The sequence below is a fragment of the Streptomyces sp. NPDC051563 genome (assembly GCF_044454225.1).
Taxonomy (GTDB): domain Bacteria; phylum Actinomycetota; class Actinomycetes; order Streptomycetales; family Streptomycetaceae; genus Streptomyces.
This window is the reverse complement of the sequence record NZ_JBITDL010000006.1, coordinates 125724-139232: the sequence shown is the minus strand read 5'-3', so window position 1 is coordinate 139232 and position 13509 is coordinate 125724. Positions and strand designations below refer to the sequence as shown.

Below are 13509 nucleotides of genomic sequence, written 5' to 3'. Positions count from 1 at the left end.
GGGGGCCCGCCGCGGATGACGGGCCCCCGGGTGGTGCTGTGGCGTGCTGGCGGGACTACTCCTGCGGGAGGTTCAGACCGTCGCGGTTCTCACCGTCGTCGCCCGCGGAGGTGCCGGTGGAATCGGACTCCGCCGCCGCAGCGGTGAAACGATCCTGGACCTTGATCAGGCTCTCGACGCGGATCAGCAGGTCTTCCTTCTGCACTGCCATGTATGTCTCCATCTCCTGGAAGTCCAGGGCCGACGGATGCCGGCCCAGCCCGATGGGGCGTGCCTCACCAGCCCCTTTGTTCCCGGGCCGGTGAGGAGACGGGGGTGGCGCGAGGCCACGGATCGAGCGAAGGCGGGATTCGTGCCGGAAGCCGGTTGCCGGTTAGCGGCCGGGGTCACCAGCGATGGCCAGGGTGACCACCAGGACGGTGACGGCGGCGGCGTAGAGGAGCACGGTGAGCTGTTGGCGCCAGCCCCGCGGAGCTCGACCACGTCCCCGGGAATCCCGTTCTAAGGGAGTTTTCAACTTCGGAAGGCGGCCACTACGCCGACCCCGGCGCGATGGATGCCGGCTGAAGGGAACGGACCGACGACGAGGTACCGCCACAGCGGGGGCATTCGCACGGGGGATAGCGGCCGGGGTTGGAGAGGATGTCGAACGGGTCGCCTTCCAGGACCCGCGAGCGCGGCGACCATGTCCGGCCCGAGTCCCGCGATACCCGGATGCTCATCAGGACGCGGGGCTCTATGCCCAGGTCAGGGGTTGCCCCGAGGGCCGTTCGCTCTATGTCAGGAGTGTCCGCCGAATCGTTCAAGGCAGTCGTCCTCGGTCGCTTCGCCATGTCCAGAAGGATCGCGATCAGGACGACGAGCCAGAAAGGCCCAGCGGATTACCCAACTTGGGTAACATCACGGTCGGTTGAGACTTTGAAGCGATCCGTAGTCTTCCTCCGGAGCGTGCCCGATGCCCGAGACACGTCGTACGAAGGAACTACCAGTAAGCCTGCTCACCGAGCCCGAGATGATCGACGCGTGCCGCGTGCGCGACTTTGCGAGGGTCTTTCGCCTGGTCAAGACTCGGGCAGGTATCTACCCGTCGATGATCGCGCGGCAGTGCGAGCTGACGCCGAGCCGAGTGGGCGAGGTGATCGCGGGTCAGCGACAGCTCCTCCACATGGAAGTGATCGAGCGGATCGCTGATGGATTGCGCATCCCGGGGCACATGCTCGGGCTTGCCCGCCGTACGTGGGAGACGCCGGCCGTCTTGGCCGTGGCCGAGCGGGAACGGCCGGAGTTCGGTCACGTGCCCGTTGAGCCGAAGCTCCTCAGCGCCTTACCGGGCGTGGAGGTGGACAGCATCCTGGCCCTGGCCGCCGGGACCAACCCGAGCCCATCCACACTGCACGCTCTACGTTCCTCGATCGAAGACTACTGGCGTCGCGACGACGAGCACGGGGGCGAGACGCTCCGGCCTGCTGTCGTCGGCCAGCTGCGATACGTCGAAGGGCTGCTGAAGGACCAGCGACCCACGCCGATCCAGCACGGCCTGTACGGCATCGCGGCGGAGCTGGCGCGGTTGACCGGGTGGACGTACTTCGATGCCCGGCAGTACCACCAGGCTCGCGCGTACTTCTCGGAGGCTCTGCAACTGGCCAGGGAGATTGACGACCATCCCTTCATGGCCAACGTCCTGGCCTGCATGAGCCTGCAAGCGACCTACCAGGACAAGCCGGCGGACGCGCTTGCACTGGTGTCTGCTGCCCAGGACCAGGCCAGAGCGGCCACGGGGACGACGCCGAGAGTTCGAGCCATGCTGGCCATGCGTGAGGCGTTCGCCCACGCGACCTTGGGCGACCGGACAGCGACCCACACCGCGATCTCCGAGGCGCACGGTCAGTACGACCAGATCAAGGCGGACGACCCGGACCCGGCATGGGTGACGTACTTCGATGAGCCGAAGCTCATCGTGGACACGGGCATCGCACACGGCCGTCTTGGCGAGGCGGCGATCGCAGAACCGTTGATCGCGGATGCGCTGGAGCGGGAGGACCCTGCGAACCAGCGGGGTAGGGCGCTACATGCCTTCTGGTTGGCCCGTACTCAGCTCCAGCGGGGCAAGCTCGACCAGGCGTGCCATACGGCGATCGAGGCGCTGGTGCCCGCCTCGGCCGTTTCGTCCGAGCGGGTGACCGGGCACCTTCGCGAGTTCTACGAGCAGCTTGCGCCGTATCGCGAGGTGCCGGCCGCGGTCGCCTTCGAGGCACGCCTACGATCGATGCTTTCCCCGCAGGGTCAGCGAACCCCTTCGTCCATCAGGACGTAGAGGAGGCCGACCAGAGAGCCGCTGCTGACGATCTCGCGGCGGTCGATCATGCCCCGGATGTTCGCCAGCGGTATCCACTCGATTCGGTCCGACTCGTTCTTCTCCGTCGGCGGCCCGTCGTACGTGGCGCTGTCGGCGCGGAACAGGTGGTGCTGGGAGTCGGTGATGCCGTTCGCCGGTTCGGCGTAGATCAGCGGCTTCATTGGACCAGGACGCCAGCCGGTCTCTTCGAGGACTTCACGGGCAGCGGCCTCGCCGGGCGTCTCGTCCGCCTCGACCAAGCCCATGGGCAGTTCCCAGGCCCACGCGTCCGTGATGAAGCGGTGGCGCCACATCATCAGGACCTCTTGGCGGTCGTTGATGACAGCGGCCACGGCCAGATGACGGAGCTTGACGACGTGGTGTTCCCAGCGGTGTCCGTCCGGCGTCTCGATGTCGGTGAGCCACAGGTTCACCCACTTGTTCTCGTAGATCGGACGTTCCCCGTGGATCTTCCACTGCATCGCTGCGGCCCCTCTCGCTGGGCCTCCAGCATCGCAGAGCGGCGGCCAACCAGGGCTAGCTTCGCCCAGGATTTACGTCAGGCTGACGAATATGGCGGGGCGGCGGGGCTGGGACCTGAACTCGGCAGCTTGGCTCCCGGCTCATGACGTAGAGCGCGTGAGTGTGTCCCGGTGGACCAGATGTGGACTGCGAATCAGCCCGCGGCACATGGTCGGGCAACCTCTGGGCGCATGACAAAGAGCCGAGTCACGGGACCGTCCGTGACTCGGCTCTTTGAGTGTGTGCTGCTTGTTACCGCCCGACGGTGCGAGGCTGGCGCGACAGGACGTTCGCACCGCCGGGCGGAGTTGTGGTGGCGTCGGGCGGAACCCGACGGCCGGAGGCCGGCGCAGCCGGCCCGATGCCCGCGCAGCGGTGTGAGGACGGCGTCCAGGAGAGGCCGTTCGCACCGCCGGGCGGAGAGGGTGGGGGAGGTTCTTCCTCTATATAGGGGGCTCTGTGCGTGGCCCCTATATAGAGGAGAGGTTTGGCTGGGACCGTGGCGAACGGCGACGAGAACTCCGGCTTCGTCTCCCTCAGGTCAAGAGACGGGCCTCGGAACCCATTACCACCGCACTGGCTCGCACGCTCGCCACGGTCCTCGTCCTGCCCTCACCGCGTACCACCCCTCATCCGGGTCCGCGGTGCGGGCTCAGCACCCGGATCCTGACCTCCCGTCAGGATCCCGGCGCAGCTTTTCGGCTCAGGCGTCGCGCAGGGCGCGGACGGCCTCCTCGACGCGCTTGCCGTAGTCGGCGTCGGCGGCGTGGAAGTGAGCCAGGTTCTTCTCGATGACGTCCTCGAGGGTGACCTGAGACAGGCCGCCGGCGATGGTCGCCACCAGACGCTGCTTCTCGGCCTCCGACATCAGGCGGTAGAGCTCACCGGCCTGGAAGAAGTCGTCGTCCTTGGTGTGGGCAGGAGCCTCGTGGGTGCCCGTGTAGCCGGAGACGGCCTTCGGGGCGCCCAGCGCCAGACCGGTCTCGGCCGGACCCTGGTGCGAGTTGGGCTCGTAGTTCTTGTCGTGGCGCGAGCCGTTGCGCAGCGCCATGACGCCGTCGCGGCCGTAGTTGTCGGCCTTGGTCGCCTTCGGGGCGTTCACCGGGATCAGGGTGTGGTTCACACCGAGGCGGTAGCGCTGGGCGTCGGCGTACGCGAAGAGGCGGCCCTGGAGCATCTTGTCCGGCGAGGCGGTGATGCCCGGGACGAAGTTGTTCGGGGAGAACGCGGCCTGCTCGACCTCGGCGAAGACGTTGTCCGGGTTGCGGTCGAGGACCAGACGGCCCACGCGCTGCAGCGGGTAGTCGCTGTGCGGCCACACCTTGGTGAGGTCGAACGGGTTGAAGCGGTAGTCCGCGGCCTCGGAGGCCGGCATGACCTGGACGTACAGGGTCCAGCTCGGGTTCACGCCGCGCTCGATGGCCTGCAGCAGGTCGGTCTGGTGCGAGTTGGCGTCGGAGCCGACGAGCTCGGCGGCCTGCTCGCCCGACAGGCAGCGGATGCCCTGGTTCGTCTTGAAGTGGTACTTGACGAAGAAGGCCTCGCCCTGGGCGTTGGTCCACTGGTACGTGTGGGAGCCGTAGCCGTTCATGTGACGGTACGACGCCGGGATACCGCGGTCACCCATCAGCCAGGTGATCTGGTGCGTCGCCTCGGGGGCGTGCGCCCAGAAGTCCCAGACGTTGTCCGCTTCCTGCTTGCCCGTGAAGGGGTCGCGCTTCTGCGAGTGGATGAAGTCGGGGAACTTGATCGGGTCCTTGATGAAGAACACCGGGGTGTTGTTGCCGACGAGGTCGTAGTTGCCCTCTTCGGTGTAGAACTTCAGCGCGAAGCCGCGCGGGTCGCGGACCGCGTCCGCACCACCCAGCGAGTCGGCCACGGTGGAGAACCGCAGGAAGGTCTCGGTCTTCTTGCCGACCGTGTTCAGGAACGCGGCGCTGGTGTACGCGGTGACGTCGTCGGTCACCTCGAAGTGGCCGTACGCGGCCGAGCCGCGGGCGTGCACCACGCGCTCCGGGATGCGCTCGCGGTTGAAGCGGGCGAGCTTCTCCAGGAGCTGCTGGTCCTGGATCAGCAGGGGGCCACCGACGCCGGCGGTAGCGGAGTTCTGGTTGTCGGCGACCGGGGCGCCAGACTCGGTCGTCAGCGTGCGCTTCGACATGGTGACCTTCCGTACGGGGAACTGCTGACGGAATCCGTCTTCCGTCATGCGGAACAGCCTAATTTCGGCATGAACTCGACGTCAACAGTTTGTTGAAAGAAAGAGGAGGGGAGAGGTGATCCGGACGGTGCCGGCACTTGGGCGCGACAGGACAGGTGTCAGCACCGGCACCATCCGGAAACTCAGGGCCCCGCGAGCGGGGCGGGCGGCAGCCCTGTGATCGGTACGAACGGGCCGCCTATCCGAGCGGAGCTCAGATCTGGGCGCCGGAGAGGCGCTCGACCGCGCGGAGCAGCGCGGAGTGGTCCAGGCCACCGTCACCCTGGGCGCGCAGCGAGGCGACCAGCTGGGCGACGACCGCGCCGACCGGGAGGGCCGCACCGACGTTGCGGGCGGCGTCGGTGACGATGCCCATGTCCTTGTGGTGCAGGTCGATCCGGAAACCGGGCTTGAAGTCGCGGTTCAGGAAGTTGGCCTTCTTGCGGGTCAGGACCGTGGAGCCGGCCAGACCGCCGTTGAGCACGTCCAGAGCGGCTTCGAGGTTCACGCCCGACTTCTCGAGGAAGACGACGGCCTCGGCGCACGCCTGGATGTTCACCGCGACGATGAGCTGGTTGGCAGCCTTCACCGTCTGGCCGGAGCCGTGCGGGCCGCACAGGACGATGACCTTGCCGAGGGCCTCGAGGATCGGGAGGGCCTCGTCGAAGTCGGCCTGCTCGCCACCCACCATGATCGACAGGACGGCCTCGATGGCACCGGCCTCGCCGCCGGACACCGGGGCGTCGATGACGCGGATGCCCTTCTCGGCGGCGTTCTTCGCCAGGTCGATCGAGGTCTGCGGGGTGATCGACGACATGTCGATGATCAGCGCGCCGGACTTGGCGTTCTCGAGGATGCCGTTCTCGCCGTAGGCGATGGCCTCGACCTGCGGGGAGGCGGGCACCATCGTGATGACGACGTCGGCGTCCTTGACGGCCTCGGCGATCGAACCGGCCGCGGAGCCGCCGGCCGCGGCGAGGCGGTCCAGCTTGTCCTGCTCCAGCGTGAAGCCGGTGACCGAGTAACCGGCCTTCAGGAGGTTCTCGGCCATGGGGGAGCCCATGATGCCAAGGCCGACCCATGCGATCTTGGGGAGGTTGCTCATGATGAGGGTCCTTCTCTTAATGCTTCGTACGAAAAGTTCGTCTGGTGCCTGGCTGTTCGCCCGGACTTTTCCGCTTACTTCGCGGCGCGGGCCTCGGCGGGCAGCCACGCGAAGGAGGCGGCGGCGTCGGCGGCCTTGTACTCGAGACCGACAAAGCCCTGGTAGCCGGCCTTCTGGAGCTGGTCGAGCAGCTCTTCGAGGGGCAGCTCGCCGGTGCCGGGGGCACCTCGTCCCGGCTTGTCCGCAATCTGGACGTGTCCGGTCTTGGCGGCGTACTTTTCGATGACCTCGGAGAGGTCCTCATCGTTCATCGCCAGGTGGTACAGGTCGAGCAGGAACTTGGCGTTCCCGAGGCCGGTGGCCTCGTTCACCTTGTCCACTACCTCGATGCCGGCCGGGGCGCTCACCAGGGGGTAGAGCGGCGACTCGGGCTTGTTCAGGGTCTCGATCAGGAGGATCGCGCCGACGCGGTCCGCGGCCTGAGCCGCCACGACCAGGTTCTTGAGGGCGAGCTCGTCCTGAACGGCCGGGTCCACGCCTTCGACGCGGTTGCCGTAGAGGGCGTTCAGCGCCTTGCAGCCGACCGAGGCGGCGAAGTCCGCAGCCACGTTGATGTTGGCGTTGAAGCGCTCCGACTCCTCACCGGGAACCGATACCGCACCGCGGTCCGGCCCCGGCAGCTGGCCGGCGTAGAAGTTCAGGCCCACCAGCTGGGTGCCGGCGTCCTCAAGAGCGGTCTTGAGGGCGTCGAGCTCCTCCTGAGCGGGGGTGGGGGTCTCGATCCAGGGCCACCACAGCTCGACCGCCGTGAAGCCCGCTGCGGCGGCAGCCGCGGGACGCTCCAGGAGCGGGAGTTCCGTGAAGAGGATCGAAAGATTTACATCGAAGCGCTGGTCCGTGTATCCCATGAGGGGTGTGCGCTCCTTCCGTATTGCGGAAGTTAGTTTCTGCCTGATGGAAGACTGCAAGCAGGGCGGCCCGGTTGTCAAGTACCGCCTCCCGAAAAGTCCGGCCCGTCCGTCGCCCGACCGCCACCCCTCAAGGGGGCGCTATCGCGCCACTCCTTCCAGTCCCGGTAGCTTGAGCGGCGTGCGATTGAGAGTGGAGTTCACGACCGAGCCCTTCGATCTAGAAGAGGCCCCTGCCCATGCCGTAGCCGCTCGCGAGGTCATTCAGACGGCCCAGCTCGACGCGGTGGATGTCGGCCCGTTCGGCAATACGGCCGAGGGGGAGTCCGAAGCGGTGCTGACCGCGGTCACCGCGCTGCTGCGCAACTCCCTGGACGCCGGAGCCACCCGCGTCTCGCTCCAGGTCAACGTGATCGGAGAGGAGACGCCATGACCGAGCCCCGGGACCATCCGTTCGTCGCCGCGGTCAAGCCGCTGGTGGACGCGATGGGCGGCGAGCTGATGGATCCGTCCCTGGCCGAGCCCGACGACGTCGTGCTGGCCTGGGAGGGTCAGGACCTGCTGGCGGTGCGGCTTCCGCAGCTGTCCGACTCGCTGGACCACATCCTGGCCGCGCTGGAGCGCCGGCACGGCGTACCGTTGTCCCAGCTCGACCGGAAGTCCAAGCAGGACGTCGTACGGATACTGGAGGCGCGCGGCGCCTTCTCGGTCCGGCACGGTGTGGAGACGGTCGCGGGGGCCCTGGGCGTGAGTCGCTTCACGGTCTACAACTACTTGAACAGGGACTCGAACACCCCCAAAGGGTCCGGAGCGACCAACCAAGAGTGAATCCTGAATGACCCACCGTGACGAGCCGCCGCCCAATTCACCCGGGCGGCGGCTTTTGTGTACGGGAAGTTTCAACAAAGTGTTGACGCCGTGTTGTCGAGGGCGTTAGCTATGCGCAGCCCGTCAAAGCAACAACAGGCCACGGAGGCCTACCGTGACTTCGAGTCCGACCCCGGGTCTCACCCGGTTCAACGCCTTGGACGACAGCGCGGCCACGGCCGAACTGCACGAGGTGTGTGCCAGCTCGGCATGGGGCAGCAAGCTGCTCGCCCAGCGCCCCTTCACCACCGTCGACACCCTGTTCTCCGCGAACGAGGCCGCCATGGCCGAGCTCACCGCGGAGGACCTGGGCGAGGCGATGGGCGGTCACGCGCCGATCGGCCGGCCGAAGCCGGGAGACCCGACCTCCGCCCGCGAGCAGCGCGGCATGGCCGGTGCCTCTGAGGAGCTCAAGACCGAGCTCCTCGAACTGAACCTGGCGTACCAGGACAAGTTCGGCCACGTCTTCCTCATCTGCGCCACCGGTGCGACCGGTGAGTTCATGCGGGACGCGGTCAAGGTCCGGATCGAGAATTCGCCGGAACAGGAGCGGGAAATCGCTCGTGGCGAGCTCGTCAAGATCAACCGGATTCGGCTGACCCGTCTCGTGGAATCCGCAGAAGGAGAGTAAGACCGAGCATGAGCACTGAGACCACCGCGTCGGTGTCCACGCACATCCTGGACACCAGCATCGGAAAGCCCGCCGAAGGCGTCGCGATCTCCCTGTCGGCCCGTACGGGTCTGGACGGCGAGTGGGCGGCCCTGGGCGGATCCGCCACCGATGCCGACGGGCGCTGCAAGGACCTGCCGGCGCTGCCGGAGGGCACCACCCACGTGCGCCTCGACTTCGAGACCGAGACGTACTTCTCCAAGAAGCAAGCCGCCGAGGCACAGCAGGACGCCCCCCGCGTAAGGGACAGCGGTGCGTTCTTCCCCGAGGTCACCATCACCTTCGCGGTGAACCCGGGCGAGCACTATCACGTACCGCTGCTGCTCAACCCGTTCGGCTACTCCGTTTACCGAGGGAGCTAGCACATGGCCACCATTCTGGGCCAGAACCAGTACGGCAAAGCAGAGAACCGCGTAGTCAAGATCACGCGGGACGGCGACACCCACCACATCAAGGACCTGAACGTCTCGGTCGCCCTCTCGGGCGACATGGACGACGTCCACTACTCCGGCTCGAACGCCAACGTCCTTCCGACGGACACCACCAAGAACACGGTGTACGCGTTCGCCAAGGAGTACGGCATCGAGTCCGCCGAGCAGTTCGGCATCCACCTGGCGCGTTGGTTCGTCAACAGCCAGGAGCCGATCCAGAAGGCCCGCATCCGGATCGAGGAGTACTCCTGGTCCCGGATCGCGACCTCGGACGCGAACTCCAAGTTCATCGGCTCCGACGAGGTGAACCACTCCTTCGTCCGCGAGGGCATGGAGACCCGGGTCACCCAGATCACGTACGACGGCAAGAACTGGGAGGTCATCTCCGGCCTCAAGGACCTGACCGTCATGAACTCCACGAACTCCGAGTTCTGGGGTTACGTGAAGGACAAGTACACGACCCTGAAGGAGGCCTACGACCGCATCCTGGCGACCCAGGTTTCGGCTCGCTGGCGCTTCGCCTGGTCGGATGACGAGCAGCGGATGCCCAACTGGGAGAAGTCCTACGCCGAGACCCGGAAGCACATGCTCCAGGCCTTCGCGGAGACCTACTCCCTGTCGCTGCAGCAGACCCTGTACCAGATGGGTTCGCGCATCATCAACCACCGTTTGGAGATCGACGAGGTTCGCTTCTCGCTCCCGAACAAGCACCACTTCCTCGTCGACCTCGAGCCCTTCGGTCTCAAGAACGACAACGAGGTCTACTTCGCCGCGGACCGCCCCTACGGTCTGATCGAGGCGACGGTCCTCCGCGACGGCGTAGACGCCCGTATCCCCGTGGACATGACCAACCTCTGATGTGGCACGCGCGTCCCGGGGCTCCGCAGTGGCCCCGGGGCGGCGCGACACCTGTCAGCACTCTCAACACTTTCAACTTCCTGAATCGGCACCCGGACGCACCACACGGGGCGGCAGTACTGTCAGCTGTCAAGGCCCCCGGCTCCGGCACTCAAATCCCCTGGGTTTTGCCGTGCCCGCACCGCCACTGAAAGCACGAGGAAGTCCCATGGCAGCATCGGCAGCCAATGACAGCGCCGTAGAGCGCATCGTCATCGAAAACTGTGCGATTGCGACCGTCGACGCCAACGACACCGAGTACGCCTCGGGTCACGTGGTGCTCGCCGGTAACAAGATCGAGTTCGTCGGCGCGGGCAAGGCCCCCGAGAACCTCGAGAACGTCGTCCGTCGCATCGACGGCACCGGGCACCTCGTGACTCCCGGTCTGGTCAACACGCACCACCACTTCTACCAGTGGATCACGCGTGGTCTGGCCACCGACCACAACCTCTTCAACTGGCTGGTCGCGCTGTACCCGACGTGGGCGCGCATCGACGAGCAGATGACGTACACGGCCGCGCAGGGCTCCCTCGCCGCGATGGCCAAGGGTGGCGTCACCACCGCGATGGACCACCACTACGTCTTCCCCAAGGGTTCGGGCGACCTCTCCGGGTCGATCATCCGCGCCGCGTCCGAGATGGGCGTCCGCTTCACCCTCGCCCGCGGTTCGATGGACCGCAGCGAGAAGGACGGCGGCCTGCCCCCGGACCACGCGGTCGAGACCCTCGAAGGTGCCCTCGCGGACACCGAGGCGACCGTGAAGAAGTACCACGACTCCTCCTTCGACGCGATGACCCAGGTCGCCGTCGCCCCGTGCTCCCCCTTCTCGGTCTCCACCGAGCTGCTGAAGCAGGGCGCCGAGATGGCCCGCCGGCTGGGTGTGCGCATGCACACGCACGGCTCGGAGACCGTCGAGGAAGAGCAGTTCTGCAAGGAACTGTTCGGCATGGGCCCGACCGACTACTTCGAGTCGACCGGCTGGCTCGGCGAGGACGTGTGGATGGCGCACAGCGTCCACATGAACGACTCCGACATCGCCGCGTTCGCCCGTACCAAGACCGGTGTCGCGCACTGCCCGTCCTCCAACGCCCGTCTGGCCGCCGGCATCGCCCGCGTCCCGGACATGCTCGCCGCCGGTGTCCCGGTCGGCCTCGGCGTGGACGGCACCGCCTCGAACGAGTCCGGTGAGCTGCACACCGAGCTGCGCAACGCGCTGCTCATCAACCGCCTGAACCCGGTCCACCGCGAGCGCGCGCTCAACGCCCGCCAGGCCCTGCGCCTCGGTACCTTCGGTGGCGCCCAGGTCCTCGGCCGCGCCTCGAACATCGGTTCGCTGGAGGTCGGCAAGTGCGCCGACCTGGTGCTCTGGAACCTGAACACCCTCCTGCACTCCTCGATCGCCGACCCGGTCACGGCGCTGGTCTTCGGTGCGGCCGCCCCGGTGACCGCCTCGTTCGTCAACGGCAAGCAGATCGTCGAGAACAACCGTCTGCTCTTCGCCGACGAGGACGCCATCGCCGTGTCCACGCGCGAAGAGGCCCAGCGCCTGGCGCGGATCTCCGCGCAGGCCTGATCCCACGGAGTCCGGCCGGGGGGGACGGCCCCCGGCCGGCGGCCGCGGACCCGAGCGGGGTCCGTGGCAGCCGTTCCCGGGTAGCGCCCGAGGATTTTCCTGGGGCGCCCCGGGGGCGGTGACTCGTGCCAGTAGCCCTGTGCTCCGTACGACGTGCCCCGCAGCCCGCGTACCGCGCCATCGCTACGGCACCTCCAGCTCCCTTTCGACTTCCTTACCGGCGGCCCCTCGGCCGCCCGTGCGCGGGAACGCCTCGGGCGAATCGTTTCCGCACCCTTTGGGACAAGCATTTCGCAGCACCCCCACAACTCCATACAGGCTCGACTCGCACAGCTTTCGCACCACCTCCCAGACACATCACGTCCCTGCCGGCGTGTTTAACAGTTCGGAGGAAGCCGTGGCCCAGGCGCCCAGGTTTCGCAAAGACGCAGTCGCAGTACCGCAGGCCGAAGGCGACTCAGGGGTGAAACACCCGGTCGACGAGACCTTGCCCCCGCTGAAGATGTTCACCAGCGGGCTCCAGCACGTAGCCGCCATGTACGCGGGCGTCGTCGCCCCACCCATGATCGTCGGACCGGCCGTCGGCCTCTCCGCCACCGAGACCGCCTTCCTGATGGGCGCCTCGCTCTTCACCGCAGGACTCGCCACCCTCCTCCAGACCCTCGGTTTCTGGAAGATCGGCGCCAAGCTCCCCTTCGTCAACGGCGTTTCCTTCGCCGGTGTGACCCCGATGATCGCCATCGGAAAGGGGGAGGGCGACAATGCGATCCCGGTCATCTTCGGCGCGATCATCGTCGCCGGAATCCTCGGCTTCTTCGCCGCCCCCTATTTCGGCAAACTGGTCCGGTTCTTCCCGCCGGTCGTCACCGGTACGGTCATCACCCTGATCGGCGTCTCCCTGCTGCCCGTGGCCTTCAACTGGTCGCAGGGCGGGAACAGCCACGCCACCGACTACGGCTCGATGAAGAACATCGCCATGGCCGCCGTCACCCTCATGATCGTGCTGCTGATGCGCAAGTTCCTGCGCGGATTCCTCCAGCAGATCTCCATCCTGCTCGGCCTGGTCGCCGGCACGCTCATCGCGCTGCCGCTCGGCATGACGAACTTCGACGCCGTCCGGAACGCCGACTTCATCGGCTTCCCGACCCCGTTCCACTTCGGGGCGCCGCAGTTCCAGGTCGCCGCGATCATCTCCATGTGCATCGTGATGCTGGTGTGCATGACCGAGTCCACCGCCGACATCCTCGCGCTGGGCAAGATCGTCGGCCGTCCGGCGGACGCGAAGACCATCGAGGGCGGCCTGCGCGCCGACACCCTGGGCAGCGCGCTCAGCCCGCTGTTCAACGGGTTCATGTGCAGCGCCTTCGCGCAGAACATCGGGCTGGTCGCCATGACCAAGGTCCGCAGCCGGTTCGTCGTCGCGGCCGGCGGCGGCATCCTGATCCTGCTCGGCCTGTGTCCCATCGCCGCCTCCGTCATCGGAGTCGTACCGCTGCCGGTCCTCGGCGGCGCGGGCATCGTGCTCTTCGGCTCCGTGGCCGCCAGCGGCATCCAGACCCTGGCCGGCGCGGCCATGGAGAAGGGCGAGAACGCCCTGATCGTCGCCGCCTCGCTCGGCATAGGCCTGATCCCGATCGCGGCCCCCGGCTTCTACCACGCCTTCCCCGAGGACCTGTTGGTCGTCCTCGACTCCGGCATCAGCACCGGCTGCGTCGTGGCCATCGTGCTGAACCTCGCCTTCAACCACCTCGGTGCCAAGAAGGGCGCGGCCTCGGCCGCCCCGGATCCGGTACTGGTGCACTGACCGGGCCGTCCCGGCCGGTGAGCGCCGACCGGGCCGCCCTTCGGCCCGGGCCGCACCGAGCGGCCACTGCCCGGCCCCCGCAAGGGTTACGGCGGTGCGTACGTCACCCACTGCGGGGCTGGCGTCCGCACCGCCGTACGCGTTCTTCCGGTGCCGTCCGCGTCGTCCCGTGCTCCGCGGCTCACGAGTGCTCCGCG

13 protein-coding genes are annotated in these 13509 nt (G+C 67.3%); 8 read left to right on the top strand and 5 right to left on the bottom strand.

What is annotated here, in order from left to right; all coding sequences use genetic code 11:
• Nucleotides 1–55 precede the first annotated feature (55 nt).
• Nucleotides 56–211 carry a hypothetical protein gene (locus ACIA8F_RS10000; protein ID WP_399377785.1) on the bottom strand — a complete coding sequence of 52 codons (156 nt, stop codon included), beginning with the start codon at nt 209–211 and terminating at the stop codon, nt 56–58.
• 744 nt (nt 212–955) lie between these two features.
• On the opposite strand from ACIA8F_RS10000, the gene ACIA8F_RS09995 reads away from it, so the two are divergent.
• Nucleotides 956–2314 carry a hypothetical protein gene (locus ACIA8F_RS09995; protein ID WP_399377784.1) on the top strand — a complete coding sequence of 453 codons (1359 nt, stop codon included), beginning with the start codon at nt 956–958 and terminating at the stop codon, nt 2312–2314.
• Here the strand turns inward: ACIA8F_RS09995 and ACIA8F_RS09990 are convergent.
• The 4 genes from ACIA8F_RS09990 to ACIA8F_RS09975 all read right to left on the bottom strand — a co-directional run bounded on the left by ACIA8F_RS09990 (nt 2284) and on the right by ACIA8F_RS09975 (nt 7070).
• Complete coding sequence (locus ACIA8F_RS09990) at nt 2284–2817, bottom strand: NUDIX hydrolase (RefSeq protein WP_399377783.1); 534 nt, start codon at nt 2815–2817, stop codon at nt 2284–2286. The genes ACIA8F_RS09995 and ACIA8F_RS09990 overlap by 31 nt on opposite strands.
• A 743-nt stretch (nt 2818–3560) precedes the next feature.
• Nucleotides 3561–5018 carry a catalase gene (locus ACIA8F_RS09985; RefSeq protein ID WP_327309190.1) on the bottom strand — a complete coding sequence of 486 codons (1458 nt, stop codon included), beginning with the start codon at nt 5016–5018 and terminating at the stop codon, nt 3561–3563.
• A 253-nt stretch (nt 5019–5271) separates the two neighbouring features.
• Nucleotides 5272–6162, bottom strand: a complete 891-nt coding sequence (locus ACIA8F_RS09980) for a 2-hydroxy-3-oxopropionate reductase (protein ID WP_399377782.1) — start codon at nt 6160–6162, stop codon at nt 5272–5274.
• A 74-nt stretch (nt 6163–6236) separates the two neighbouring features.
• Nucleotides 6237–7070: a TIM barrel protein gene (locus tag ACIA8F_RS09975; RefSeq protein ID WP_243339126.1), complete on the bottom strand. Its 834-nt coding sequence runs from the start codon at nt 7068–7070 to the stop codon at nt 6237–6239.
• 181 nt (nt 7071–7251) lie between these two features.
• Here ACIA8F_RS09975 and ACIA8F_RS09970 point away from each other — a divergent pair, with 181 nt between their 5' ends.
• From ACIA8F_RS09970 to ACIA8F_RS09940, 7 genes are all read left to right on the top strand, one after another.
• Nucleotides 7252–7503: a hypothetical protein gene (locus tag ACIA8F_RS09970; RefSeq protein WP_399377781.1), complete on the top strand. Its 252-nt coding sequence runs from the start codon at nt 7252–7254 to the stop codon at nt 7501–7503.
• On the top strand, nt 7500–7898 hold the full coding sequence (locus ACIA8F_RS09965; protein WP_399377780.1) for a helix-turn-helix domain-containing protein: 399 nt from the start codon (nt 7500–7502) through the stop codon (nt 7896–7898). Before ACIA8F_RS09970 ends, ACIA8F_RS09965 begins: the two co-directional genes overlap by 4 nt.
• Before the next feature lie 154 nt (nt 7899–8052).
• The gene (gene uraD / locus ACIA8F_RS09960) at nt 8053–8568 is read left to right on the top strand and encodes a 2-oxo-4-hydroxy-4-carboxy-5-ureidoimidazoline decarboxylase (RefSeq protein WP_399377779.1); all 516 of its coding nucleotides are present in this window, start codon (nt 8053–8055) and stop codon (nt 8566–8568) included.
• Between the two features lie 8 nt (nt 8569–8576).
• Nucleotides 8577–8969 carry a hydroxyisourate hydrolase gene (uraH, locus tag ACIA8F_RS09955; RefSeq protein ID WP_250740538.1) on the top strand — a complete coding sequence of 131 codons (393 nt, stop codon included), beginning with the start codon at nt 8577–8579 and terminating at the stop codon, nt 8967–8969.
• Nucleotides 8970–8972: 3 nt separating this feature from the next.
• A complete protein-coding gene (gene pucL, locus ACIA8F_RS09950) occupies nt 8973–9896 on the top strand; it encodes a factor-independent urate hydroxylase (protein ID WP_399377778.1) in 924 nt (307 codons plus the stop codon).
• A 208-nt stretch (nt 9897–10104) separates the two neighbouring features.
• On the top strand, nt 10105–11508 hold the full coding sequence (locus tag ACIA8F_RS09945; protein WP_266885243.1) for an 8-oxoguanine deaminase: 1404 nt from the start codon (nt 10105–10107) through the stop codon (nt 11506–11508).
• Between the two features lie 397 nt (nt 11509–11905).
• Entirely contained in the window at nt 11906–13312 is a 1407-nt protein-coding gene (locus ACIA8F_RS09940; RefSeq protein ID WP_399377869.1) for a nucleobase:cation symporter-2 family protein, read from the top strand.
• The last annotated feature ends 197 nt before the right edge of the window (nt 13313–13509 follow it).